We start from the raw sequence: 25,623 nt of genomic DNA, 5'->3' as shown, positions 1-25,623 counted from the left end.
TATTTTTAAAAAAATTTACAAGACAAAGTCGGTACAACTCTCATGAGTCATACCGACTTATTTTATTGGCTATCTATTTCCCGATATCCCCTTTTAAATTTTGATTCTATTTATTTATAGCATAAAAGCATCTTTTGGGCGATATGATCTTCTCTTCTTTTTTCAATTCTTTTATAGCCTTCTCAACATCTTTTTTGTCTACACCTGCAAGTTCTGCAATTTCTCCTGGCCTCAAAGGTTGATCTGTACCTGCCAAGGTTTTTAATACTATTTCATTTGCATTCATTTTAACGCCTCCTTCGTATCTTCTTTTTTTATAGTTAATAAATCACAATAAATATATACCACCATTTGCGATGTTAAAACAGTTGATTTGCTATTTATATCCGATAACAGCTGCTCCTATTGCACCAATAAACTGTGCTGCATCAGAAGAATTGATTTCTATCCCTAACCTTTTACCTAGATATTCCTTTAATAAGGAATTTTTAGACACTCCTCCAGAAAAGAAAACCTTGTTTTCCACCCCTACTTTACTTGCTAGTGAATAGGTTTTGTTGGCTACTGATTGTAATAATCCTGCTGCTATACTTTCCTTCGAGGCCCCTTCTGCCATCAGACTCACTACCTCTGATTCAGCAAAAACCGTACACATACTATTTATGTTTTCAGGAATAGCACCTTGTGCCACCTCTGATAACTCACTGATATCTATCTCTAGAGCATGAGCCATTACCTGTAAAAACCGCCCAGTTCCAGCAGCACATTTATCATTCATCAAAAAATCAATAACATTGCCTTTGTCATCTAGTTTAATTACTTTGCTATCCTGTCCACCTATGTCAATAACCGTTCTAACCTCGGAGTCTAAAAAATGTGCTCCTACGCCATGACAAGTAATTTCTGTAACCTTTTTATCAATAAAAGATAGGGCTACACGTCCATAGCCTGTTCCTATGATAGCTTTTACCTGATTTCTCTCAACTTTCTCTTCTTTTAGCAAATGTTCTAATATTTTTTCCCCTGTTTCCTTAGGACTCCATCCAGTAGGTAGTATGACTTTAGCAGTCACCTTCTTCCCATTAAAGACTACCGCCTTGCTGGCTACCGAACCAATGTCAATGCCTATACTATACATTCTCTCACTTCCTTGTTGGTATAATAAGTAAATGATTTTTAGCATAACAAATATCGCCTTGTTATGCTAGAAAAAAGAGCTTCTGCAATAGAAACTCTTTCAACGTATATCTGTTATTTTGCTATTTCAAGGAAAGATTCTAAGAAAGCTTCTACTCTAACCTTGATTTGCCCTACATCTGAATCAGAATAATCAGTTTCTATTTGTAAGAAAGGTAGATTTAATTGATCTTTTACAAAGTTTTTTACTGTAAAGGATTCAATGTTATAAGTATGACAGGCTTGCCATGTTAAATCTACTACTGCATCCACTTGGTATTCCTTTACTAATCTCTCAATCAAATCTAATCTTCTGGTATTATTGCTCATACAAGAACATGGAGTTGACAGGTATTTTTCTGCTATAGCTAAAATTGGCTCTTTTTCCTCATTCGCCATTACATCTAATCCCTTATACCCAGTACAGTTTTCTAGAGCTACTACACTAGCTCCCGCTTCTTCTAATATCTTCAACACCTTCTCAGAACCACTTCCGATAGGCACCCCAGTCAATAGTATTCTAGGAGCATTTTCATCAAAAGCAAATTTTCCTTCTGCCATTTGCTTTTCTATTTCAACAATTAAATCTTCAATCAACTGAATACCTGCCTCTTTATCTACATTAAATCCTTTTAACCATTGAGCCAACATCATATCCATTCCAGTAAGCGGCGCTGGTTTATGGGCATTTAATTGATGTAATTTTTTTAATGCTCTTCTTTCTCTATTAGCAAGCTTAACAGCATCTCTTAACTTTTCTTCTGTAATTTCAACACCAAATTTTTCTTCAAGAAAGCTTTTAAAACGTACCACTTCATTTTTCCAATAGGCTAAGGCTTCCTCTCCATCAGCTGTTTGAGGAAGATTCATTACATGCATCGGCTTAATTTTGCTCATTAATTCATACATTTTTTTCTTACCATCACATGTAGTTTCTGCCAATAGTACGTCAGAGAAATAGAAATATGGGCATTTATCAGTGATAGCAAAACCATAGCTGGATTTGATCAGGGGACATAGGTTTCTTGGTAATTCCTTTTCTGCATCCTCTATTGGTTCTTGCTTGGTACCACACAGGGTTACAGGAATAGCTCCAGCTGCTAATGCTATTTCCTGTGGTGAAAAGACACAATACATTCCCACTACCTTTTGTCCAGCTTCGCTAGCTTCTTTGATTTTAACAGCATTTAATCCCCTAAGCTCCTCTACTTTTTCCATAAGTGCTGGTCTCACATAAATTCCCCCTTATATTTATTAATTTAGTTATGTACGTTTGTCTACTAAGGCCCATTCATCTTCGAGTGTACCATACAATTTTTTAGGCTACCAATTGGATTTTTCTATTATATTTCTTATCATAATAAAAAAAGCTAATAAGAAAGTCTTCCTTCCTTCTCTATAAAATCGGGTCTAAAGTAATATATTCATTGGATAAAATCCTCTCAAGGATGTCTAATCCTTTGCTGAGCTCTTCAATCGTTTCTGTCCCCGATAAAGATATTCTAATGGCTGAAGGAGCAACTTCACCTCCTACAGCGAACTTATCTGCACTGAAGATATTTATTCCTCTCTCTCGTGCAGCAAGTTCAATCTCTTTACCTGACCAATAGTTTGGAAGCTTCAGCCAAATATAAAAATTATTGTTATTACCTGAAAAACAATAGTTTGACAGCTTTTCTTTAGCAACTTCAAACCGTTTTGATATTTCTTCTAACTTCCATGATATGATCTTGTCTGCAGTACCATCTCTTATACACTCCGATACAATAGCAGCATTTAGCGTTGGAGCCATCCAAATCGTATTTACTACAGCTTGGGCGACTTTATAACGAAACCTCTTTGGCACAACAACATAGGCTATTCTTAATCCTGCATAAAATGCCTTTGAAACGCCTGCTATATAGATACTATTTTCTGGTATCAAGGATGCTATCGCCTGCATGCTGCTTTGATTTGTAAAGCTATAGATGTCATCCTCCAAAAGCGTTAAGTTGTAACCTTCTACTATATTAGCAATTTCTTTTTTTCTTTTCATTGACATACTTGAGGTTGTAGGATTCTGCATGTTTGGCATTAAATAGAGTCCTTTTATTGGATTTCTATGACATGCAGCCTCAAGGCTTTCAGGAATCATACCTTCTTCATCCATTTGTATAGGCTCAAGCTTCATCCCAAGAGTTTTGGCAACAGTCTTTATGCCTGGATAAGTTAAAGAATCTGTTGCGATTCTATCTCCCACTTCAAAAATCGAGCTTAAGCAACAGGTTAACGCATGTTGAGCACCTGCACATATGACTATATTCTCCCATGAAACCTTAATATCAAAGCGTTTAACCCAATATGCACCAGTTTCTCGGTGGTCGGGTAATCCTAAAGGATCCGTATATCTTAAAAACCTGTCCATTTGATTACTTTTTAAAACATTCTCAATAACCCTAGATATATCTGGTTCTTTGCTATACAGCGGCAAAACCAGTCCCATTTCAATCATTTTGGAGACTTTTTCTTCTATTTTCATCATGGAAGAATCCATGCCTAAATCAGCCGTTACATAAGTGCCTCTCCCTACAATTCCAGATATCAAACCTCTTCGCTCAGCCTCCTTGTAGGCTCGAGACGCAGTAGTAACATTTACTCCAATAATATCAGCCAATTCACGATGTGTAGGCATTCGATAACCTGGTTTTAAGATGCCATTTCGTATGTCTCTCTCTAATGCCTCTGCAATTGCTATGTAAAGTGACTTATCAGTATCAATTGTTTTAGGATTCCACATATTGCATGCACCCCTCCATCATTGTATTACATACAATTTTAGTATTGACTGCATACAATGTCAAGTGTATAATGAATTTAATCCATTTTTAGCCATTTTTGTGGAATATATTGTAGGAGGGTTAGTATGAATTTAGAAAAAAGAGTTACCAATCTATATGACGCATTAACCTCTGCAGAGCTTGATCAAAAGGTAGGCATAAGGGTTACTCACTTAACAGGTACCGACAATTATTCATTCTTTGTAGCAGAAATAGCTCCTCATAAGAAAATACCAGCCCATTACCATAAAGCAGGAGTGGAAATATACCAGATTGTTGAGGGCAATGGTGTAATGTATACAGGAAATCGAAATCTCGATGAAAGTATTTCCTGGAATCCTCCATTACAATTACAGCAAGGTGATTGCTTTACTGTTCATGAAGGTGAAGTTCATCAATTCTTCAATGATTCTGGTAATAAGATCATTGTCATCTTTGGATGTTCAAAAAGCCATTTATCAAAGGATAGATTTTTTGTAGAAGGATTTTATAATTAAAGTATGAGGAGGTCAGAAAAGCCATGAAAGTATTTAAATTTAAAAAAATAGATGCTTTTGCTGTTGAAAACTCATCAGGAAACCCAGCTGGAGCAATCTATCTAAATTCTTTAGAAGATATTACTATTTCAGAAATGCAAAGAATTGCTAAGGAATTAAAAGGATTTGTTAATGAAGTTGGCTACCTTTGTCAGTTAGATAAAGATTTCTTCAATTTGAAATATTATTCTTCTGAAAGAGAAGTAGATTTCTGTGGTCATGCAACGATTGCTATAATGTATGACTTAATTAAAAATAGAGATGATTTGTTTTTAAAGGATGTTATTTATATTAACACAAGCAAAGGCAAACTTTCTGTTTTAAACAGAATAGATAGTGAAGATGCGGTTTTTATATCGGCACCAAAACCAATCTTTACAGATAAGATTATTCCAACCCTAGAAATCGCAAAAGCTCTTCATATTGATTGTAAAATTATTAATGAGAATAATCCGATTTCTATTGTGAATGCAGGCTTAGAAACATTAATACTTCCCATAAAAGGATTAGATGATCTACTCTCAATTGCTCCTGATTTAGAGACCTTAAAAGAATTTTGTATGAATCATTCTATCGATATTATAGAAGTCTACACAGAAGAAACCTCCAACGAAAAATCCTCTTTTAGAACGAGAGTCTTTGCCCCAACCTTTGGTTATTTAGAAGATCCTGCTACTGGTTCAGGAAACGCTGCCTTTGGTTATTACCTATATAAAAAAATGAACTATAAGGGCGCCACCATCACAATTGAACAAAACAGTTTTCTACATAATGCAAATATCGTAAAACTTGAATTCACCAAGGATAAAAATAATGAGATACATGTTTTATTTGGAGGAAGTGGAATTGTTCGAATAAATGGGGAGTATTATTTAAAATAGTAACCAGGTATTTGGATTAACTCGTCTTTTGTCTTTAACATAATAATCCCTCACTTTTCTTCAGTTTTTATGTAATCGATTAATAAGATATTGTTCAGCAAACGGTTTTTAGTAGTATATAGGACATGATATTCTTTTCTTTTACTGAAAAGCTAAGCATCTACTTTTTGTAGATGCTTAGCTTTTATTCTTCATAAATCATTTTTTTCGTCATGCCACCATCTATGATAATGTTTTCTCCATTGATAAAATCATTTTCTGCTCCTGTTAAAAACAAGCAGGCTCTAGCGACATTCTCTGGTTTTTCAACCCTTTGAAAGGGATGCTGTTGATGATCAATATCTCTTAAATTCTTATAATTTTTATATAGCAATTGTCCTTCCAATTCCATTGGCAGCTCCAGTTACTAATACTACTTTATCTTTGAAGGCCATGTTCCCATTCCTCCTATATTTTATAAATCCATATTATTTAGTATATCTCTCAATCCTTTTAACTCTTCCTTACTTAAAGTAATACCTTTCCCCATCTTTTCATGTGCTAAAGACCAGTCCCTAAGATCATACTTTGGTTCTCTATTATTCCAGCTAATATAGTTTAGTTCCTTTTTCCAACCCTTACTCGATTCTGATAGGGTACCTATCGTTTCAATGATTTCATATTTAATATCTGCCATCTTTTATTTCCTCCTTTATTATTTAGTAATCAATTTTTAAATTTTTTATAACTACCAATATTATACCATTTTAATTCTATTGATAGAAACTAGAATGAATATAAGTATACGCCCTTACATTTTAATTTTATTATTGACATTCTATTTCCATCAATATATACTGTATATACAATGTATATACAGTATGTGTAATAAGTACAGTTGCTGCAAAGGAGCATTTGCCATGAAAATTTTAATTTCAAACGCCTCGGAACAACCTATATATGAGCAGATCGTTGACCAAATAAAGGCTTTGATCCTTAGAAATGAGCTTCCAGAGGGAGAATCTTTACCCTCTATTCGCAAGCTTGCCCAAGAGCTCCAAATCAGTGTTATTACAACAAAACGGGCTTATGAGGAGCTGGAAAGAGAAGGCTTTATTGAAACAGTGAGAGGAAAAGGATCCTTTATTGCACCACAAAATAGAGAACTTCTGAAAGAGAAGAAACTCAAAATCATTGAAGAAAAACTCATAGAAGTTGTAGAGGAAAGTCGATTATTAGACTTAACCTTTGAAGAAATATTAGAAATGTTAAAAATTTTATATGATGAAGGTCATTTTTAGATGGGGAGGTTTATCAAAATGAATAATATATTAGAGGTTAGTAATCTTTCAAAGGAATATAAGGATTTCAAGCTAAAAAACATAAATTTTTCTTTAGAAAAAGGTTATATTATGGGGTTCATAGGTCCAAATGGTGCTGGCAAAAGTACAACAATAAAGCTTATGATGAACTTAGTCAATAAAGATGCGGGAGAAATCAAAGTTTTTGGCTTAGATTATCTGCAAGATGAGAAGAAAATTAAAAGCAGAATTGGATTTGTCTATGATGAAAGTCATTATTATGAGGAATTAACTGTAGAAAAAAACAAGAAAATCATTGCCCCTTTTTATAGGCATTGGGACGAAAATACTTTTCAAGAATATCTCAACCGATTTGATATCGATCCTAAAAAGAAGGTGAAACAGCTTTCTAAAGGAACAAAAATGAAATTTTCTCTTGCAGTGGCTCTCTCCCATAAGGCTGATCTCATTATCATGGATGAGCCTACATCAGGATTAGACCCAATATTTCGAAGAGAAATATTAGATATCCTTTATTCTATTATACAGGATGAAACCAAAAGTATTTTTTTCTCTACTCACATCACAACCGATTTGGATAAAGTAGCAGATTATATTACCTTCATTGACAATGGTTCTATTGTTTTTTCTAAATCGAAGGATGAGATTCTTGATAACTACGGCCTTGTAAAAGGTGGTTTAGATTTACTTAACGATAAAACTAAAGATTTTTTCCTAGGATTAAGGAAAAATGCCTTTGGATTTGAAGGCCTTGCAGGTAATATACATGAAGTACGGAAGGCTTTTAATAACAACATTATTATTGAAAAGCCGACATTAGAAGATATTATGGTCTATACAGTGAGGGGGCGATAGTGATGCTGCAGCTTATTCGCAAGGATCTAATGGTTTTATTCAATCGATGGAATGTAATTTTCCTTTTGTTATCTTCATCTTTTATGGTATTTGTCTCCAATACTACGATCCCTCAAGGACAATATCTTTTTATTGCATCTACCATCGCTTTTTTTGTGTCAACTTCGTCATTCGCTTATGACGAGCTTAGTCAGAGTGAATTTATTATTCAATCTCTTCCGGTAACAAGAAAAGAAATTGTGTTTGCAAAATATGTTGGGATCATCATAAATAATCTCATTGGAATTTTTTATACAACTTTAGTTTTTCTATCCTTAAGTCTATTGGGTTTAAGAGAAAAAGACTTTTTGCAAATGGATATTATTATATCAACTGTTTTTATTGTCATATTTATGACATCTATTTGCTTTCCTCTATATTTTAAGATCGGCTATAGAAAAGCAAAAATTGTTAATATCCTTGTTTTTATGTCATTTTTCATGGTCATGAATGCGCTTATTGATGATTTAGACAAAACAAAATCAATGTTGCTACTTTTATTTGAAATACCCTATTTGCATATCATTATACCATTAGCTATTCTTACCATGGCTATGCTATCCATGGTCCTATCCTTAAAGCTTTATACAAAGAAAGATTTATAACTTTCTTCTATTTTTAGAAAGGTTCGGTGAATAATATGTTTTATTTAGTATGGAAGGATTTATTGCTTACAAAAAAAATAAATGTTCTTCTCTTAGTGCTATATGCTCTGTTTATTTCCTTTGTTGCGGCTAAAATGCCCATTCTCCCAGAGATTCTCTATGGATTTTGCATTCTTATGTTTGTTTATATAACTACAATTTATTCTAATACTTATGATGAAAAAGGCAACAGTGAAATTGTGTTAAACAGCCTACCTATTAAAAGAAAAGAAATTGTTAAAGGAAAATATATCAGTGTTGTTATTAGTAATTTAATTAGTGGGTTTATTATTATAGCATCAACAAATATTTTTGCCTATGGGGGATTAGACTTTACAGTCAGGACTGCAGGATTTATAGATATCATTCTAAGCTTTAACCTTGTATCGATTATTTTTTCCCTCTATTACCCTATCTATTTTAAGCTTGGAGGAAGTAAAGCTAGACTATTGAATATGCTTTTATATTTCTTAGTATTTTTTACCCCTTCAGTCCTATCAAGATTTAGTGAAAAAATTGTAGCATTTATTCCTAGAGATGGATTATTTTTCTTAGGAAATCAGCTACTGCTATTGTTTCTATTTCTCCTATGTATGGTAATCTATTGCCTTTCCTACCATATATCAAAAGGTTTTTATCAGCAACGAGATTTCTAATTGTATTTATAAACACTTATCTATATGCAGAATAAAATAAAAGCCGTGTGTAGACTATAATCTCACATGGCTTTGTCTATGGTCAATATTGATGTTATAATTCTTTATCAGTATTATAATTGTTCTCGTATTTTTCTATATTCTTCAAAATTTAAAGATTGATGACCATCGCTTAAGGCACAGGAAGGGTCTGGATGCACCTCGATCATCAAACCATCTGCTCCACAAGCCAATGCTGCCTTTGACATAGGTTCAATCAATTCCTTTATGCCCGTCCCGTGGCTTGGGTCCACAATAATCGGTAACCCGGTTTCTTTTTGCATAATAGGTACCGCTGCTAAATCTAGCGTGTTCCTAGTATAAGTATCATAGCTTCGGATACCTCTTTCACATAATATAATATTTTTATTGCCATGTAGGGCAATATATTCTGCAGCCATCATCCATTCTTCAATGGTTGCACACATTCCTCTTTTTAGAAGTATAGGCTGTTTAAGACCACCGATTGCCTTTAACAGAGAATAATTGAACATATTTCTTGATCCGATTTGTATAATATCTGCATATTCTCCAACAATCTCCATATGACCTTCATCCATTAATTCTGTTACAATAGGTAATCCGGTGGCTTCCCCCGCCTCCTTTAGGTATTCTAAACCTTGTATTCCAAGACCTTGGAAAGCATAAGGGCTTGTTCGAGGTTTAAAAACACCACCTCTTAAAACATCTACTCCTATCTCCTTTAAAGCAAATGCTGCCTCATGGATTTGTTCTTTTGATTCTACGGAACAAGGCCCAGCAATAAAAATAGGAGGATTGGTTCCACCGATGTTTCTACTTCCAATCTTCACTATGACTTTTTCTCCATTTAAAATCTTTTTATTTGTCATAAGTAACCTTCCTAATTCCTTCTACATTAAGGTTTTTTATTATATCCTCTATTTTCACGTCATTGATTATAATATTCTGTACAATCTCATATAAAGGGACCATTACAAAGGCTCTTTCCATCATTCTAGGATGAGGTACCGTCAGCCTCTCGTCATTTGAGGAGAAACCTTCATACAATAATATATCGATATCTATGGTTCTTGGTCCCCAACGAATGATTCTTTTTCTTTTTAATGTTTCCTCAATCCCATTGCAATATGTTAACAATTCATATGGTTCTAATGTCGTGTCAATTTCAAGTGCTATATTCAAAAATATATCTTGATCTGTATAACCTACTGGTTCGGTTTCATAATAGGAGGAGGTTTTTTTTACACTTACTTTTTCCTGTTGGCTTAGAAGTGCAACTGCTTGATCAAGATATTCCTTTTTATCACCAATATTACTGCCTAAACCAAGATATGCTTTAGCCATTGTTCCTTCTCCTTATTTCCACACCAAAATAATCATATATTCCCCTTACAGGGGCTTCAGGTTTCCTAATGTTAATGACAATCTCTTCAATAACTGGAAATTCTTCAATAATGTGATCAGCTATATTTTCCGCTAACGCTTCTATTAATTTAAATCTTCTATTTTCAACGATATCCTTTACTATATTATATACTTCGGCATAATTAACAGTATCTGCAACATCATCACTAGCTCCTGCTGCTTTCAAATCTACATACATGTCGATATCTACAAAAAATTTTTGTCCTAGAGAATTCTCTTCGGGCAACACGCCATGATATCCATAAAACCCTAAGTTCTTTAATTTTATTTTATCCATTCTTAACCCTCACAATCGCATCGGCAACCTTGGTCGTTCTTAAATTTTCTTTGATATCATGAACCCGAAGAATATCTACTCCCTGTATAATTCCCATAACAGAGGTAACTAATGTACCCTCTACTCTTTCCTCTGGTGGCAAATCTAATATTTTACCAATCATGGATTTTCTAGATGTACCTAAAAGAATTGGATAGCCCAATTCATTAAGTTCTCCCAACCTAGCCATAACTTCAATGTTTTGGTCTAGATTTTTACCGAAGCCTATACCAGGATCTAAAATAATGTTTTCCTTTTCAATACCTGCCTCTAGGGCGATTCTTATAGACACCCTGAAAAAATCACTAATTGATTCTATAATGTCTTTATCATAATGGGTACCTAATTGATTATGCATCATAACAATAGGCATCTTATACTTAGCCAGGGTCCCTGCCATATTGAAGTCCCGCTGTAATCCCCATACATCATTAATCATATGGACTCCTGCTTTCAAAACAACCTCTGCTACCTCTGCTTTATAGGTATCCACAGATATTGGTGCATCTATCTCTTTAAGCAATCTTTCAACAACTGGTAGTACCCTATCGATTTCCTCTTCAGCAGTAACCTCTTGGGCTCCAGGTCTTGTGGATTCACCACCAATGTCTATAATATCTGCACCTTCATCAATCATTTTTTTTGCATGCAATACTGCTTTTTCAAGGTCTACAAAGTTCCCTCCATCTGAAAAAGAATCAGGTGTAACATTGAGAATACCCATAATATATGTTCTAGAGCCTAGATTAAGGGTGTATTTCCCACACTTCAATTCTACCTTTCGATTTGGATTGTATTGAACATTCTTCATCATCCAACCTCCCAATTAGCTTTTAAACTGTATCAATGACATGGCTTCTGCTCTAGCCTTTGCATCCTTTTTAAATATTCCTCGAACAACTGAAGTTACTGTTTGAGCACCAGATTTTTTTACTCCCCTCATAGTCATACACATATGCTCTGCCTCTACTACTACGATTACCCCATGGGGCTGCAGTTTCTCAACAATGGTATCTGCAATTGTTGAAGTTAAACGTTCTTGAAGCTGAGGACGTTTTGATATAGTTTCCACTACTCTAGCCAATTTGCTTAATCCTGTCAATTTCCCATTTTTAGGAATATAACCTACATGGGCCTTCCCATAAAAAGGTACTAGATGATGTTCACATACAGAATAAAAAGGAATATCCTTCACTAATACAAGCTCTTCATGCTTTTCATCTTGGAAATATATATCGAGATGCTGCTTAGGGTCCGCTTCTAATCCAGCAAATATTTCTTCATACATTCTTGCGATTCTTTTAGGTGTATCTTTTAAACCTTCTCTGTCAGGATTTTCTCCAATAGCCTCTAATATCTCCCTTACTGCTTTTTCTATCTTTGCTTTATCCATTTTTCTCCCTCTTCCTTATTATTATCTTCCTATACCCATTGAAAAATGTTTCATAACCCTTTGGGTAAAGGGGTTTTTCTTTATATCAAAAGCATAATCATCGATCTGAGAAACAGGCATAATTTCCATTAATGAATTGGTTAGAAAGACTTCTTCCGCCATTAACAAATCCTCTTTACTATATTTCCCTATTTCCACTGGTAACATGAATTTATTAACCAAATCTATAACCTTTTTCCTTATAATTCCTGGTAAGATGCCACACTCTATAGCGGGTGTATAAACTTTGTCGGTTTTTATAAAAAAGATATTTGCTATAGTGCCTTCACAAATTTCATCATAAACATTTGTAAAAATCACTTCATCGTACCCTCTTGACACCGCTTGCTGCCTCACCAAATAATTTTCCATATAGTTATGGGATTTAATATAGGCTCCTATAGAGTGAGGATTTCTTTTCACGTCAGTGGAGCAAAGCTTAAAACCTTTTACATAATCCTCTTTACTATATCTATTTTCTCTTGTAGATAAGATCAAGTCTTGTTTATCTTTATTTTTTGTACATGTTATTTTTAGCACTCCTGAAGGAATTTTGTTTACTTCTCTCAAATTATAAAATTGGTCCAGTATAAAAGCTTCATCTGCGTCTAAAAACAAATTGAGCTTTTCTAAACCATCTTTCATTCTTTCTAAATGTTCCTTCAAAAAGTAGACTTTCCTATTTTCAAACTTTATAGTTTCAAACACCCCATATCCATATAGGAAACCTTCACTTTCAAGAGATATAGTGGCCTTTTCTAATGAAATAAGTTTACCGTTTATAGAAACATACATCCTTCATCACCTTCATATATATTAACTGTTTAAAGCTTCAATCAAAGCTCTTGCTTTATGGAGGGTTTCCTGGTACTCCAGTTCAGCGTCAGAATCCCAAACAATACCTCCCCCTACTTGAAAGTAGGCTTTATTATCTTTGCATACTATCGTCCTAATAACAATATTCAAATCTATATCTCCGTTAAGTCCTATATATCCAATAGAACCAGTATATATATTTCTTTGGGTAGGCTCTAATTCATCAATAATTTCCATAGCACGAATTTTAGGAGCCCCGGTAATGGAACCTCCAGGAAAGGTGGCTTCAATGCAATCGATAGCATCACAATCTTCCTTCATTTCTGCTTTTACTGTTGAAACTAAGTGATAAACTGTAGCATATTCCTCTAGGTGAAAAAGCTCTGTTACCTTGACTGTTCCGGTTTTTGCAACCCTGCCTAAGTCATTTCTTTCTAAATCAACAATCATTAACAATTCAGCTTTATCCTTTTCACTAGTTATTAAATCATTCCTATTTGCTAAATCTTCCGCCGCAGTTTTACCTCTAGGTCTTGTCCCTTTAATAGGTCGAGCTTCCATAACTCTATCCTTAATCTGTATAAAACGCTCCGGTGAACTGCTGACAATATGTCCTTCTCCAAAGTTGATGAAGCTGGCAAAAGGAGCTGGATTAATAGTCCTCAGTTTTCCATATAATTCATATGGTGTTTCCTTCATTGTGCATTCAAATCGCTGTGTTAAATTTGCTTGATAGATATCTCCTGCTTTAATATAATCCTTTACTCTGTTAACAGCATCAATATATGCTTCTTTCGTAAAATTTGACTTTAGTTCTACTGGTTGATTTCCTAAGTTTATAGTTATTGTATCATTTTTTGCCTCTTCTTCATATACTGTATTTGATATTTTTTTAACAACTTTTACAGCTTCTTCTTTTATTCCTAATGCCGCCACATACGTAGCATTGTTTTTATGGTCAATAATAATTACTCCATCATAGAGCCCGAGAAAGCAATCTGGAATTTTCACATCATCTATCGCTGTCCTTGGTAGCTTTTCAATATGATGACATAAGTCATAGGAAAGATATCCAACGAATCCACCAATAAAAGGTAATTCACTTTTATATTCTATCTTATATTTTTTATAAATCTCTTTTAGGCTTTCAAAAGGATTTCCATAATAGGTTTTTTCAACACCATCCTCAATCATATCAATCCTATGATCTTTACTTTTAAACACCAAATGAGGATCAAAACCTATAAATGAGTATTTCCCTAGTTTTTCATGATCCATGCCACTATCTAGAAAAAAGCTATAGGGCTCCTCTTTAAAAATAGAATATAATTGAAAACTATTTAATTTAGTATTGATTTGTTCTATGTGCATTTTTCCACCCACTTTTTCTATTGTTTGGCTGTCATCAAAAAGTTATTTAGTAGCTCCATACCCATCTCAGTAAGTATAGCTTCTGGATGAAATTGAACCCCTTCGATCATGTATTCCTTATGTCTTAGCCCCATAATTTCTCCTTCAGTTGTTTCTGCTGTGATTTCAAAACAGTCTGGCAAGGAGTTTTTATCTACCACTAGAGAATGATATCGAGTCACATTCAATGGGTTTTTTAATCCTCTAAAAACCCCTTCATCCGTATGATGAATAGGATGTACCTTACCATGAACAGGTTCTAACGCTTTAATAACATTTCCTCCGAATACTTGTCCTATTGTTTGATGCCCTAAACATATGCCTAGGATGGGTATCTTGCCCTTAAATCTATGAACAACATCTATGCATATACCTGCTTCATTAGGTGTACAAGGACCAGGAGACAATACAATAATACTTGGATTTAATGCTTCGATTTCCTCTAAAGTAATAGCATCATTTCGATAAACCAACACCTCTTCTTTTAAGGAGGATAAGTATTGGGTTAAGTTATAAGTAAAGGAATCATAATTATCAATCATTAGAATCAAGTGTCTCACCCCTTTGTTTTATAGATTATATCTAAATCATATTTGTTTTCATACGTTAATAATATTTTCTTTTATTATTCCAACTAAATTATACACGTTATTAAGGTTTATCGTCAAACCATATTCCGTAGAATATTATCGAAAAATGCAGTCCAAAGATAAAAGACCCCTCAGCAGAAAGGCCTTCATCCTTGTAAATTCAACACTTTTTTTATGATGAAATAGTAATATTAATTAAAGATAAAATTTTAACAATCTTTCTCGCAAGATATAACTACTACTTTATAAATTTTTCATTAATACGCCACAATAGGTTGTTCTTTCCCCATGAATCGTTTGCAATCTTTTATACCCTTACATTGTATACATAATCGAGATTGCTTATCTCCTTCATAGAGTATCCAATCTAACTCAGTAACTAAATTTTTTCCTTTTCGATGTTTTTTAATAGCTTCTAAAATCATTTCTCTTTCCTCCTGTTGAAAACAACAGTCCTTCAATATGCCTTCAGCTATTTCAGCACTGACAAAAGCATGATCTATTCCTTCAGCATATTGTCTCCATTTCCCTATATCATGTAACAACGCGGCCGCATAGATCATTTCCTTCGATATTTGTAGCTTTTTCTCTAGAGCAATAATATAACCAACTCTTGCAACGTCAAAAAAGTGCTGTAGATTGTGGCAACAATAGACTCTATCTTTTTCCATTTCTATATTTTTTTCAAGATTTTTTTTATATTCAAAATGGTTTAGTATTCTATCAATTCTTTTCATTTCATCCCTCCTGATGACTTTGTTTTATCAATAAGTATAATTAATTAGGTTAGAAAAACCAGCCAAATTATCACTATCTGACTGGTTTAATTAGTAATTGTTATTGCACTCTGTATCAGTGATCAACACGAAAGTTACAAACCAAACTTTCGGTTGTCTACTTATGGTCATCTACTTTTTTTCCTTTAAAAGTCTCAAATCTTAAGTTATTAAATATTGATACCATAAAATATTTCAGTCATTTCTTTGTTTAACTTTTCGAAAATATCTCTTTTTTCTTCCTCACTAAGATCTTCTTTATTGATTTCAAATAAATAATTATCTAGGTCAATATCCTTTATCTTCATCTTAGTATGGAATATATTTGACTGGTATATGTTCATATCAATAAGACTATACCTGTCTATTGTTTTTATTTCAACAAAATCTTGTATTGAACTGATTTCGTGATCAATGAAATATTTCTCTCCCTTAACATCTCGAGTATAGCCTCTGACCCTATAGTCAATTGTAATGATATCGGAATCAAAACAACTAATAAGATAATTTAATGCTTTTAATGGAGAGATCGTACCACAGGTAGACACATCAATATCCACTCTAAAAGTACTTATATTATTTTCAGGGTGGCTTTCAGGATAAGTATGAACCGTTACATGACTTTTGTCTAGATGCCCTACTATACTTTCTCTACCAGGAGTCAATTCTCCACGATTACAAGAGGGATCTAGTACATATAAAGGCACCTCTTCTTCTGAAATTAATAAAGTTACGCTTGCACCCTGTGGATCATAATCCTGTTTTGCAATATTTAAAACGCTTGCGCCTATTCCCGCTGTAACATCCTTTAAAATCTTTGTCAATCTTTCAGAATTGTATTGTTCATCAATATATTCTATATATTTTTGTCGATCTTCCTTTGTTTTGGTATAGCAAATGTCATAAATATTGAAACTTAAGGATTTTGTTAAATTATTAAATCCATATAATTTTAATTTATTATTCTTTAACTTTGCCAACCTCATTCCCCATTTCTAACTATATTCTCTAAAGTATTATACATGTTCTATTTTTATTGTCAAGTCATATGATATATTTTCCAAAGTAAATATAACATGATGCTTAATTCATAAGTAGGCAACCGAAAGTTTGGTTTACAACTTTCGTGTTGGTCACTTAGTTTGTTTATCTATAAGTAGGCAACCGAAAGTTCGGTTTGTAACTTTCGTGTTGATCACTTAGTTTGTTTATCTAGAGGGAATTTTCACTTTCTCTGAATTGTGACCGAATTTATTTCGAGGATATAGCGCTTGATTTCTCACTTACAGAAGTGGCAGACTTAGTACTGCACCAAAGAGGAAATCATTCTTGATTAATATATTTTTTCTTCATATTCTCTATTATAATGTACATTTGAAAAGATATCTATTCTTGAAAAACTAATTTAGGAATAAAATGAGACTTAATTCAGAGGGAGTTTTTACTTCCACTGAATTGTAGCCGAATTTACTTCGAGGATGTAGTGCTTGATCTCCCGCTTGAAGAAGCGGGAGTCTTAGCAATACACCGAAGGATAAAAGAAAATCCCTTCCATAATAGAGGGGGTTTATCATAATAATATTTTTCTATTTTTATTGTTTTCCTTTTGCAATCATTTCAATTTCCACTTTGGCTCCTAGTGGTAGTTCAGCAACCCCTATGGTTGTTCTAGCAGGATATGGCTGTAATCCAACTATTCGATCATCTCTCTTCTTTTAATATACTCATTATAATAATGTCTGTATACTTTCCATTAAAATAATACTTCTGTCTCAATCTTCCTTCTAGTGTAAAGCCAGATTTTTCATAGCATTTTATTGCTCTAGCATTAAAATCATGCACTGTTAGCTCTAAGCGATTCAAATTCATTCTTTCAAAAGCAAACTGTTGAAGCAATCTCATGGCTTCAGTTCCTATTCCTTTTCCTAATAAATCCTTTTTACCAATTACTATTCCAACTTCTGCTGTTCTATTTTTCCAATCGATTTTCAATAGCCCCATTTGACCAATATAGTCACCTGAAACCTTCTCTGCAATAATAAAATGTTTTTCATCCGAGAATTTCCCCTCGAGAATACCATTTAGAAAAGTCTCTGTCTCATTAAGTGTGTGGGGATACATAAAAATATCCGACAAATTGTTTGCAATATCAGGATCATTCACCCATTCTCTGATATGAGGTAAATCCTCCTTCTGAAACTCCCTTAACATTAAATTTTTGCCAATAATCCTAGGCATAATATCACTTCCTTATCTTATTATTTAAAATAATGCCTACTATTAAATCTTATCTGTACATATATATGTATCAAATCCTTATTCTTCTTTTTCCCATATATTCCTTTAATTTGAAATCCTCTGATTTAGTTATTATACTATATATTTTTATTTGTTTGAATCCTAAAAATCTTTTAAAATAAGTTCATCAAAAAATAAGAAAACAGCAGGAGTACTTCTCATGCCGTTCTCATATCACTTTGTATTTTAAAAGCTCATCCTTGTTACATATAAAACCTGTTTCATCAGTCATAAAATTGCTAATTTTTATTATGCCTGCATATGATTAGCTTGAATTCCATCTAAACTCTCTAATTCTTCCATTATATTATTAATTCTTTCCATATCTGCACGAATGTTTAAAGTAATCAGCCCATGATCTACTTCACCAGGATCATGAATACCAAATCTTCCTATAATAATATCTCCATACTTTGTAAGAATTTCCTGCATTTTGGGTGCTGAATCCGTTCTTCTATCTACTCGAATACTCATAACACTTAATTTGTCCATACTATCCCTCCTCGTTTTTATATCTATTATTGTTGATAGAAAATAGACAAGATATACATACTTATAACACTTTATCTCTCTATAGATATGCAATCCTGAATTTTAATATACTAAGGGCTACATTTGCAGTCCTTGGCTATGATTTTGAGCCAAGGACGAAACCGTAGACCGTGTATATTAAAATTCAAGTATAGAATCACTTATCTATAAATATCCTAATATCAGTGTTGAATTTTAATATGTTCTTTTTAACAGAAATGAAGAATTTCTACCTTATTAAATAGGTCCTATTACAAAATAAATTGTGAAGGATTTGTTTAATTGCTGGAGAAAAGAGAACATATAGTATATAATTGAACTAATAAAATATTTTATGAAAGGTTGATTAACATGCTGAAAGTTACTTTTAAAGAAGTCAAAGACATTCAAGCCTTTGTAGATATGGCGAGCAAGTTAAATGGCAAGGTATATATTAAATCAGGAGAATACACAATGAATGCTAAATCCTTACTTGGTGTAATGGCTATCGTAGAGCAAAACCCTAATGATATTGTAATTGAAACTGAAAGTGAAGAAGATACTCAAACAATGTTTACCTTCTTGATGGAAGGAAGACATTTAAAAGATTAAAGGACATAAGCTAGGAGGTTATTTACTCTTAGCTTTTTTATGTATGTTACGCTTGATTATCCCATTGTTTAATTAATTTTTGTGTATTATAATAATAATTGACTCTCAGAAATACATCATTATTTTAAGTAAGAAGGAGAATTGTTAATATGACTAATTTAGGAAATGAAGAACAAAGCACAAAAACTAGTGAGAAAAAAAAGATTAGCCTTCAGGAGGCTATGAAGCAGATGCTTGCAACCAAAAACCAAGAAAAATCAAATGGAAAATCTCGGTCTAATTCCTTCAATGCTAACACAAGTAAGCAAAGTCAACTAGCAAAAAAAACAAATAACCAGCGTAGAAAGACAGGTGGTGCATAAGTAGTTTTGTTTGCTCCACTTATATATGTCGCCCCCTTTTCAGCGTTCTTTGGCAATTTATGCATTAATTTATCAAAAAAATACATATGCTATAAATCCTTATCAAAAAAAACAGTGTACTCAATTATTAGTGTCAAATCCACCCCTTGCCTAATATACTACAGTGTAAAGAAGATTAAAACATGCTAAGAAAAAAAGGGGGGATAAAGCATGGCTACAAAATTATTTAAGCTTGTTATGGATGCTGTTACAACAACAGATACCGACACGAACCCAGAAGTCGAGAAGTACTTTTATGATTTTGACGATGCGCATAGAACTAGTGGTACCATAACGATTCCATCTACAGCATTTTTTGATGATGCTGGTGATCCTGTAGCTTCAAACCTTGTAACTACAGCAGATGACAATGGATATTATTTGTTATTTATCAACGGTGTGTTACAGCAATCTAGTTTATTTACAGTTGCTGCAACTGGTTCTTCAGTAGTGATCACGCAAGCATCTACAGTTCCAGTTAGTGCACCAATCACCTTAGCTGTAAATAACTTTGCACCAACCTCTACTTCTACAACTACAGTAACAAGCTAATAGTAATTAAATATGAATAAAAAAAAGATGTGCAAAATTACAGCACATCTTTCTTTTTATGAACTTTCTTAAATAGTACTCATTCGTAGCTGCTGTCACGTATCCTTTGTTTTTCCAGCATGATTAACTCACTGTAGGGATATTGTCGATGCCCTTCATCTAATCGACCTAAGGCATAGTTTTTACAAATATAGAAAAACAGTGGAAAAACTTCAGATGTTTTGCTTTGCTCCTTCAACCGTCTCTTTGCTTCTGCTTCCTTTCCTGCAAGCCATAAACTACCGATCATGTAAGCAAAAGCTATGGGATAACTGCTTTTATCCTCTCCTATTTTGAGGAAGGCTGCTAATGCTTTTTCAAATAGTTGATTCTTAAAGTAAATGAGCCCTTGAACATAATGAATAAATTCCTGTTTGTGATGAAACCAACCGCCTTCTAAAATCCAACATTTTTCCTCTAAAAAAACATGAAATTGACTAGAATTCTTTTGAAACATCTTCACTATTTTTTCTTGTACCAGGTCATCCTGAGGATCCCATTGTAGTGCTCGAAAATATGCGGATAAAGCCTCTTCTCTTTGCTGTGCTTTTACATAAAATTTTCCTATTTCCTCATGTATTTTAGCACATGTCATCTCTTCAATAGTAAAATTTACATCATTTTTAGCTAAACCTAAACCTTGATAAAAGTCTACTAAAGCTTTACTTGGTTTAGTCGGTGTTTGAAGAGCTGGAGAGTGGATCTTCCCTATCCATTCCTTTATTTTTTTTATGAAGCCTTTTGACCACAGTACATATTCTAGTGCTCCCAACGACTGTGAATCTCCTAGTTTCACTAGTTTTTCAGCTGTTTCTATATATTCACTGCGCAGCAAAGACTCGATAATTTCTTGTTTAAATTCTAACTGTTTTTGCTCATTTGAAATACATAGGAAAATTTTTTTTATATTTTCGTAATGATTTCCTTCTATCCAAGGTTCAGCTAATTTAATATATTGATCTTCTTTCTCTCCTTGTAATAATAAAGATAAAAGAAGCTGTGCTTTTTCTATGTGTCCCAGCCATAAGAAATTTTCCATTAGTGTACTAACAATTTCATATTCCTGTTTTGCCAATAGAGTATAGCTTAGTTCTTTTTCGGTGAATAACCGATGAAGCAAATGATATGCAGCCTTGATAGAGTTTTCCATACTTTCTATTTCATTTATTTCTTCTAATAGTTCCCCAGCTTCTTTCCACTGATTATAGCACCAATAGTTTTCTATTCGTTGTAATAGCATATGATTATAGAAAGGACTTTCCTTATTTATAACTGAAAAACAAAGCCTTGCTTCCTCCACTTTTCCTAGCATCATGTAACAAGAAAACTTAATACTTTCTATTTGTTCCCCTTTGCCTATCAAAGATTCTAAATACTTTACATGAGCTAAAACTTGAACATATTTTCGTTGCTGAAAAAATATATCCATAAGTGTTATCAACTGTTGAAGATTTTTTTGCTCCATGGCTACCTTAAATAGCTTTTTTAGTATTTCAGTGGAATCTATTTTTTTGACTAGTTTCCCTATTTTATATAAAAGTTCTTGATTTCTCTTGTTTAGTTCATAGGCTTGGTGATAACATGCAAGCGCTTGCTGATGATTAAGTACCTTCTCATGGACCTCCCCCAATGTTTCTAAAATAATAGAAGTATTTATTTCTGGTCTAGGTACTATAGAATGAAGCTGTTCTCTTGTTTTTAAGCTCCTCTCCAAGTCTTGGATAGCTTCTTCATACTGTTGAGACTGCTTTCGTAACTCCCCTCGTAAAACAAGGAGATCGCTATAAAAAGGGAATACCTTGATTCCCTCATCCAACACATCTAAAGCCTCTGTGTGTCTTTGAAGGGAGATAAGAGCCCAACTTAAGCATTTATATAAGTGAGGAGCAAATAAATAATCGAAATTTACATTTTTACATGCTTGCTGAAAATATACTATACTTTCTTGGTACTTTTTTTGATTTAAAAGCTCTATTCCATACATATATTGCAGGTAACTATCCTCTGGATATTCTTTAATATCTTCTTCTAATAACAAGATAAGTGAATCGACCTCACTAGACAGAATAGGATCAGCTTGTTGAGTAATTCGAATTCCTGCGTCTAGGATGTTGCTTAAGCGTTCATCTGAGATTTGTTCAAATGCTTTGTATTGATAACGATATTCCCTACGGTTTCGAAGTAGACGTAGGGATTGTACAGGTGATGAGATACGATGGTTTTGTGCGGGACGATCAACATATAGTAAATATCCCTCTACATTGGGATTTTCTAAGAGATGATGCATCTCTTTTAATTGTTCCTTAGAAATCCTCTCATTTGCCTGAAGAAATAAAATCCATCTTCCTTTGGCTTGATCTAAGCAAAGGTTTTTAGCTTCACTATAATTGTTTTTCCATTCCATTCGATAAACATTTGCACCTGCCTGTTTTCCTATAGCAATGGTTAAATCCCTTGATCCTATATCTACGATGATTATTTCATCTACAAACTCTTTCATATTTTGCAAACAATTAGAAAGATATTTTTGATCATTTTTCGTTATTATACATAGACTTAAACGCTTTTTTCCAGTCATGGATCAAAGATTCTCCTCTCTATACTTTTTGAAGCTGTTCAACCATCTTTCCTGCTGACTCATATTCTCCCAACTGATAATAGCAATTTCTTACCTTTTGCATAACTTCCTTGTCATCTTTAAGAAGCTCTAAATAAGCTTCATAGAGAGGGATAGCCTTTTGGAATTGAGCCTGTTGATATAAAAGTGAAGCATAATTATATAAAATATCCTTATTTACTGGACTTAGTTGATAAGCTCTTTTAAAATACATTTCTGCATACTTCCAGTCCTTTACTTGATAAAGAAGTACTCCAATCTGGTTAAAGAGAAGGGGATTGTTAGGCTCTTTCATCAGTTGGTCTAACTTTCTTTCTAAACCTTCAATCACATTCAAAATTTCACCCCTTTGTCTCCATATATTCTAATTCCTCTAATAACTTCTCTAAGGGCTCTATAGCATCCTCTAAGTAAATGGATACACTTTGGCAAACAATATTTAAGTGATGAAAAAAGCTATGCTGAATTTCAAAAATCTCAGTAATCTTTTCTGACGTATCAATAAGCCCTAGACGATTCATTAGGTAAAAATAGACAAAGATCACCTGCTGTGAAAAACAGCGATACAAATCATTTCCTATAAAAAGTTGATAGGTTTTGATATGTTTTTGATAGGTTTCCTCTAAAACATTGCGGTATTTTCCACTATCCTTGTCTTGAGAGAATCGAATCATTTCCCTACAGGTCAACTTCCCTTTGACCGCCTCTCGACTTAAGCTACGAAATAAACTAGCATATTCTTCTACACTTTTTATAAAGCTTATCAAACCCTCTTTTCTCTCCATAATAGAGAGCCTCTTTTTATGATCAACAATCAACTCATGAACAGGATAGGGTATGGACTTGGTACAATAGGCCTCGATGACATGGGCTAATTGATCACATTTTGTCCCTTTAATTTTTGCTCCCCCTTCTGTTGCGTTGATCATTATTTTATGAGAATGACTAGCAATTTTTCCTTCTAATCCTTTCCTAAAATCGACCCACAACTGGTTAGAGGGAATCATTGTTCCGTCATTGCTTTCCACATAAACAATTGGTTTTGACTCTAAAACATCCCTGGCTCGCTTCCCCTTCTCTTGCAAATAAATTGCATCCTTACTATGGGTGATACCTTCAGGGCCGTAAGCATAATCCTGTCCTACAAAGATAATTGGATTTGCTCCTAAATATACAGCTAGCTCTAAAGCAAGATGAGAAACATTAGCACCTGCATCAAGAGCACTTCCATCTCCAACATGTTTATTGATCCATTGATTAATTGCCTCCATATTACGAAATATAGGAATTTTTTCTCCGGGAAAAGAAGGGTATACTTGTTTATCCACTAGTCCCAAGCAGAGCAAGGTTATATCCTCAGGATACTCTATATTTTCAAAATGATAGGTATAAGTGTATTTTGTACGCTCAATAATTGTTAAGATATCTGGTTTAATATGATGTTTCATTAAGGGGATAATGGCTGATTCTGTGGATATAATCAATCCTTTATCTTGGATTTTCTTTAACTGATGGATGTTTTTGTCCAATGAGGGCCCATTGGCAATAATAAATGCTGGCACATCCTTATATTTATCTTTTAAACAGCTGATATAAGGATTGAGTACAATTTCTTTCATGTTAGCCAACAGATTATGCAGGCCAATTAGATTATCTAAATGATCGTTTCCAATGTAAAATACAAATAATCCTAGTTGAGAGAAAATATATTGATGAATTTTCAAATATTGAGCTTTGAAATTTCGCTGTGCCATAGAGGTAAAAGCTAAAGTGGGAGAAGTACAATTAGCAAAAACAATACTAAAAAATAAATGGTCGAAGGCTTTAGCAAAGTGCTGGATATCACCAATAAGAAAAGCTATTTTTTGTGTTCTGATAATAGGTTCTACGTCAAAATAGTGAAGCATCGCTGCAAACAGATAAATATTCTGTTCAAAAAGAACCACCAAAGTATGGGGCTGTTTTTGAGTAAATACCTCAAATAAAGGATAACCAAAACCAGAGCCATACATAAAAATGGCCCCTGTTCCCTGTATAGAAAGGGTCTTACACCATTTCGCTGCTTCTTGAAGAGGCTCTACACTAGTAATTTGAAAGTTCCTACTCCCTTCATAGTACCTGCAAATAGGATAACCTTCATCATTATATCTAATCTGCACCTTCTCCCATAGTTCTCTTTCATTTATTTGTAGTACAGATTCCCTTAGCCACAGGGGCAGGAGCTGCAGGTTTTTGTAAAACATTTCTTTTGTTTCATTTTCCTTGGCTACAATCATTCCTCATCACACCCTTCAATCCATGCTTCTATTAGAGGATAAAGTGTAAATTCCAATAAATCTGTTATTCCGATTACATCTTGATTTTTTACATAATCATGGAGGGTTTGGAGTGTTGGTGGAATTCTGTCAATTTTTCTCCTTAGGTCTCCAACATATTGCTGGTACTCCAGTAGATTTTCCAGATCATCCATACTATTTAGGAAATTATCTAAAGCCAGATGGTCATTACCCTTTCTAAAATCTTCAATGGTACAGAGCAAAGCCTTCTGAAGTCTATCACTTCTTTTTTTAAATGAAGTTGATGCTTCCATCCCTGTCTTCTCCTTTATAAATCAATTCTTTCCAACCATGTTGTTGGTATCCTTCCATATTTCTTAAAGTATAATATACTGTTGCCTGCATTCTTGCATCAAAAAAACTTAATGCCTGTTTTTTTCCTTTTACCTCTTCCTCTGTCCAAAAAATTCCTCGTAGGTTGTGAGCTTCTCGTTTGATTTCAGTTAGCAATCTCTTGATTTCTAGGATTTGAGAGGTGTACTGAAATACCTCTATAACCCGCTCTTGTAGTTCACAAGAATAGGATTCGCAATCATCATGGATATTTTCTTTTATTCTCATTGATTTC

At 33.6% G+C, this 25,623-nt stretch carries 33 protein-coding genes; 9 read left to right on the top strand and 24 right to left on the bottom strand.

Annotated features, from left to right (window positions below):
• Positions 1-106 precede the first annotated feature (106 nt).
• From CHB72_RS21565 to CHB72_RS21550, 4 genes are all read right to left on the bottom strand, one after another.
• Entirely contained in the window at positions 107-286 is a 180-nt protein-coding gene (locus CHB72_RS21565) for a MarR family transcriptional regulator (RefSeq protein WP_089284949.1), read from the bottom strand.
• A gap of 90 nt (positions 287-376) precedes the next feature.
• Positions 377-1,138 carry an acyl-CoA dehydratase activase gene (locus tag CHB72_RS21560; protein WP_089284948.1) on the bottom strand — a complete coding sequence of 254 codons (762 nt, stop codon included), beginning with the start codon at positions 1,136-1,138 and terminating at the stop codon, positions 377-379.
• Between the two features lie 113 nt (positions 1,139-1,251).
• Positions 1,252-2,409, bottom strand: coding sequence for a double-cubane-cluster-containing anaerobic reductase (locus tag CHB72_RS21555; RefSeq protein ID WP_089284947.1), 1,158 nt, complete (start codon positions 2,407-2,409; stop codon positions 1,252-1,254).
• Positions 2,410-2,572: 163 nt separating this feature from the next.
• A complete protein-coding gene (locus tag CHB72_RS21550; RefSeq protein WP_089284946.1) occupies positions 2,573-3,952 on the bottom strand; it encodes an aminotransferase-like domain-containing protein in 1,380 nt (459 codons plus the stop codon).
• 126 nt (positions 3,953-4,078) lie between these two features.
• Between CHB72_RS21550 and CHB72_RS21545 the strand changes: the two genes are divergently transcribed.
• Both CHB72_RS21545 and CHB72_RS21540 read left to right on the top strand, forming a co-directional pair.
• Entirely contained in the window at positions 4,079-4,489 is a 411-nt protein-coding gene (locus CHB72_RS21545; protein WP_089284945.1) for a cupin domain-containing protein, read from the top strand.
• A 23-nt stretch (positions 4,490-4,512) separates the two neighbouring features.
• Positions 4,513-5,409, top strand: coding sequence for a PhzF family phenazine biosynthesis protein (locus CHB72_RS21540; RefSeq protein ID WP_089284944.1), 897 nt, complete (start codon positions 4,513-4,515; stop codon positions 5,407-5,409).
• A 184-nt stretch (positions 5,410-5,593) separates the two neighbouring features.
• On the opposite strand, the gene CHB72_RS21535 is transcribed toward CHB72_RS21540, so the two are convergent.
• Together CHB72_RS21535 and CHB72_RS21530 are read right to left on the bottom strand one after the other, a co-directional pair.
• On the bottom strand, positions 5,594-5,800 hold the full coding sequence (locus CHB72_RS21535) for an SDR family oxidoreductase (RefSeq protein ID WP_089284943.1): 207 nt from the start codon (positions 5,798-5,800) through the stop codon (positions 5,594-5,596).
• Between the two features lie 63 nt (positions 5,801-5,863).
• Positions 5,864-6,085 carry a YdbC family protein gene (locus CHB72_RS21530; RefSeq protein WP_089284942.1) on the bottom strand — a complete coding sequence of 74 codons (222 nt, stop codon included), beginning with the start codon at positions 6,083-6,085 and terminating at the stop codon, positions 5,864-5,866.
• Between the two features lie 223 nt (positions 6,086-6,308).
• Here CHB72_RS21530 and CHB72_RS21525 point away from each other — a divergent pair, with 223 nt between their 5' ends.
• From CHB72_RS21525 to CHB72_RS21510, 4 genes are read left to right on the top strand one after another with little or no spacing between them, the layout of a single operon-like run.
• A complete protein-coding gene (locus CHB72_RS21525; protein ID WP_089284941.1) occupies positions 6,309-6,689 on the top strand; it encodes a GntR family transcriptional regulator in 381 nt (126 codons plus the stop codon).
• Positions 6,690-6,707: 18 nt separating this feature from the next.
• A complete protein-coding gene (locus CHB72_RS21520; RefSeq protein WP_089284940.1) occupies positions 6,708-7,565 on the top strand; it encodes an ABC transporter ATP-binding protein in 858 nt (285 codons plus the stop codon).
• 2 nt (positions 7,566-7,567) lie between these two features.
• Positions 7,568-8,209 carry an ABC-2 transporter permease gene (locus CHB72_RS21515; protein ID WP_089284939.1) on the top strand — a complete coding sequence of 214 codons (642 nt, stop codon included), beginning with the start codon at positions 7,568-7,570 and terminating at the stop codon, positions 8,207-8,209.
• Between the two features lie 35 nt (positions 8,210-8,244).
• Positions 8,245-8,904, top strand: a complete 660-nt coding sequence (locus CHB72_RS21510; RefSeq protein ID WP_089284938.1) for an ABC-2 transporter permease — start codon at positions 8,245-8,247, stop codon at positions 8,902-8,904.
• 113 nt (positions 8,905-9,017) lie between these two features.
• Here the strand turns inward: CHB72_RS21510 and aroF are convergent, their stop codons facing one another.
• From aroF to CHB72_RS21445, 13 genes are all read right to left on the bottom strand, one after another.
• Positions 9,018-9,794: a 3-deoxy-7-phosphoheptulonate synthase gene (gene aroF / locus CHB72_RS21505; RefSeq protein WP_089284937.1), complete on the bottom strand. Its 777-nt coding sequence runs from the start codon at positions 9,792-9,794 to the stop codon at positions 9,018-9,020.
• Positions 9,784-10,269, bottom strand: coding sequence for a 2-amino-4-hydroxy-6-hydroxymethyldihydropteridine diphosphokinase (folK, locus tag CHB72_RS21500; RefSeq protein ID WP_089284936.1), 486 nt, complete (start codon positions 10,267-10,269; stop codon positions 9,784-9,786). Before folK ends, aroF begins: the two co-directional genes overlap by 11 nt.
• The gene (folB, locus tag CHB72_RS21495) at positions 10,262-10,627 is read right to left on the bottom strand and encodes a dihydroneopterin aldolase (protein ID WP_089284935.1); all 366 of its coding nucleotides are present in this window, start codon (positions 10,625-10,627) and stop codon (positions 10,262-10,264) included. The genes folK and folB overlap by 8 nt, the downstream gene beginning before the upstream one ends.
• Entirely contained in the window at positions 10,620-11,477 is an 858-nt protein-coding gene (folP, locus tag CHB72_RS21490; protein WP_089284934.1) for a dihydropteroate synthase, read from the bottom strand. Before folP ends, folB begins: the two co-directional genes overlap by 8 nt.
• 15 nt (positions 11,478-11,492) lie before the next feature.
• The gene (folE, locus tag CHB72_RS21485; protein ID WP_089284933.1) at positions 11,493-12,059 is read right to left on the bottom strand and encodes a GTP cyclohydrolase I FolE; all 567 of its coding nucleotides are present in this window, start codon (positions 12,057-12,059) and stop codon (positions 11,493-11,495) included.
• A gap of 21 nt (positions 12,060-12,080) precedes the next feature.
• Positions 12,081-12,893 (bottom strand): aminotransferase class IV, encoded by an 813-nt coding sequence (locus CHB72_RS21480; RefSeq protein WP_089284932.1) that lies wholly within the window; start codon positions 12,891-12,893, stop codon positions 12,081-12,083.
• 21 nt (positions 12,894-12,914) lie between these two features.
• Positions 12,915-14,285: an aminodeoxychorismate synthase component I gene (gene pabB, locus CHB72_RS21475; protein WP_089284931.1), complete on the bottom strand. Its 1,371-nt coding sequence runs from the start codon at positions 14,283-14,285 to the stop codon at positions 12,915-12,917.
• Between the two features lie 17 nt (positions 14,286-14,302).
• Entirely contained in the window at positions 14,303-14,875 is a 573-nt protein-coding gene (locus CHB72_RS21470; protein WP_176431528.1) for an anthranilate synthase component II, read from the bottom strand.
• Positions 14,876-15,171: 296 nt separating this feature from the next.
• Positions 15,172-15,651 (bottom strand): HD domain-containing protein, encoded by a 480-nt coding sequence (locus CHB72_RS21465; protein ID WP_089284930.1) that lies wholly within the window; start codon positions 15,649-15,651, stop codon positions 15,172-15,174.
• 209 nt (positions 15,652-15,860) lie between these two features.
• The gene (speD, locus tag CHB72_RS21460; RefSeq protein WP_089284929.1) at positions 15,861-16,670 is read right to left on the bottom strand and encodes an adenosylmethionine decarboxylase; all 810 of its coding nucleotides are present in this window, start codon (positions 16,668-16,670) and stop codon (positions 15,861-15,863) included.
• A gap of 612 nt (positions 16,671-17,282) precedes the next feature.
• On the bottom strand, positions 17,283-17,387 hold the full coding sequence (locus CHB72_RS28360) for a RidA family protein (RefSeq protein ID WP_408606584.1): 105 nt from the start codon (positions 17,385-17,387) through the stop codon (positions 17,283-17,285).
• 4 nt (positions 17,388-17,391) lie between these two features.
• A complete protein-coding gene (locus tag CHB72_RS21450; protein ID WP_089284928.1) occupies positions 17,392-17,928 on the bottom strand; it encodes a GNAT family N-acetyltransferase in 537 nt (178 codons plus the stop codon).
• A gap of 309 nt (positions 17,929-18,237) precedes the next feature.
• Positions 18,238-18,480, bottom strand: coding sequence for a hypothetical protein (locus CHB72_RS21445; protein WP_089284927.1), 243 nt, complete (start codon positions 18,478-18,480; stop codon positions 18,238-18,240).
• A 390-nt stretch (positions 18,481-18,870) separates the two neighbouring features.
• On the opposite strand from CHB72_RS21445, the gene CHB72_RS21440 reads away from it, so the two are divergent.
• The 3 genes from CHB72_RS21440 (at position 18,871) to CHB72_RS21430 (ending at position 20,063) form a co-directional block, all read left to right on the top strand.
• Positions 18,871-19,110, top strand: a complete 240-nt coding sequence (locus CHB72_RS21440; protein WP_089284926.1) for an HPr family phosphocarrier protein — start codon at positions 18,871-18,873, stop codon at positions 19,108-19,110.
• Between the two features lie 149 nt (positions 19,111-19,259).
• Positions 19,260-19,472 carry a hypothetical protein gene (locus tag CHB72_RS21435; protein WP_089284925.1) on the top strand — a complete coding sequence of 71 codons (213 nt, stop codon included), beginning with the start codon at positions 19,260-19,262 and terminating at the stop codon, positions 19,470-19,472.
• A gap of 210 nt (positions 19,473-19,682) precedes the next feature.
• Positions 19,683-20,063 (top strand): DUF4183 domain-containing protein, encoded by a 381-nt coding sequence (locus CHB72_RS21430; protein ID WP_089284924.1) that lies wholly within the window; start codon positions 19,683-19,685, stop codon positions 20,061-20,063.
• Positions 20,064-20,142: 79 nt separating this feature from the next.
• Here CHB72_RS21430 and CHB72_RS21425 read toward each other — a convergent pair whose 3' ends face one another.
• Genes CHB72_RS21425 through CHB72_RS21405 form a run of 5 tightly spaced genes read right to left on the bottom strand, consistent with a single transcriptional unit; the run spans position 20,143 to position 25,616 of the window.
• On the bottom strand, positions 20,143-22,680 hold the full coding sequence (locus CHB72_RS21425) for a glycosyltransferase (protein ID WP_089284923.1): 2,538 nt from the start codon (positions 22,678-22,680) through the stop codon (positions 20,143-20,145).
• Between the two features lie 19 nt (positions 22,681-22,699).
• A complete protein-coding gene (locus CHB72_RS21420) occupies positions 22,700-23,050 on the bottom strand; it encodes a tetratricopeptide repeat protein (protein ID WP_242975227.1) in 351 nt (116 codons plus the stop codon).
• A gap of 10 nt (positions 23,051-23,060) precedes the next feature.
• Positions 23,061-24,995, bottom strand: a complete 1,935-nt coding sequence (locus CHB72_RS21415; RefSeq protein ID WP_089284921.1) for a motility associated factor glycosyltransferase family protein — start codon at positions 24,993-24,995, stop codon at positions 23,061-23,063.
• Positions 24,992-25,309, bottom strand: a complete 318-nt coding sequence (locus CHB72_RS21410; RefSeq protein WP_089284920.1) for a hypothetical protein — start codon at positions 25,307-25,309, stop codon at positions 24,992-24,994. The genes CHB72_RS21415 and CHB72_RS21410 overlap by 4 nt, the downstream gene beginning before the upstream one ends.
• Positions 25,287-25,616 (bottom strand): hypothetical protein, encoded by a 330-nt coding sequence (locus CHB72_RS21405; RefSeq protein ID WP_089284919.1) that lies wholly within the window; start codon positions 25,614-25,616, stop codon positions 25,287-25,289. The genes CHB72_RS21410 and CHB72_RS21405 overlap by 23 nt, the downstream gene beginning before the upstream one ends.
• Positions 25,617-25,623: the final 7 nt, after the last annotated feature.

It is taken from the genome of Anaerovirgula multivorans (assembly GCF_900188145.1).
Taxonomy (GTDB): domain Bacteria; phylum Bacillota; class Clostridia; order Peptostreptococcales; family Natronincolaceae; genus Anaerovirgula; species Anaerovirgula multivorans.
The sequence above is the reverse complement of the archived record's forward strand: the minus strand, read 5'-3'. Positions and strand labels throughout refer to the sequence as shown.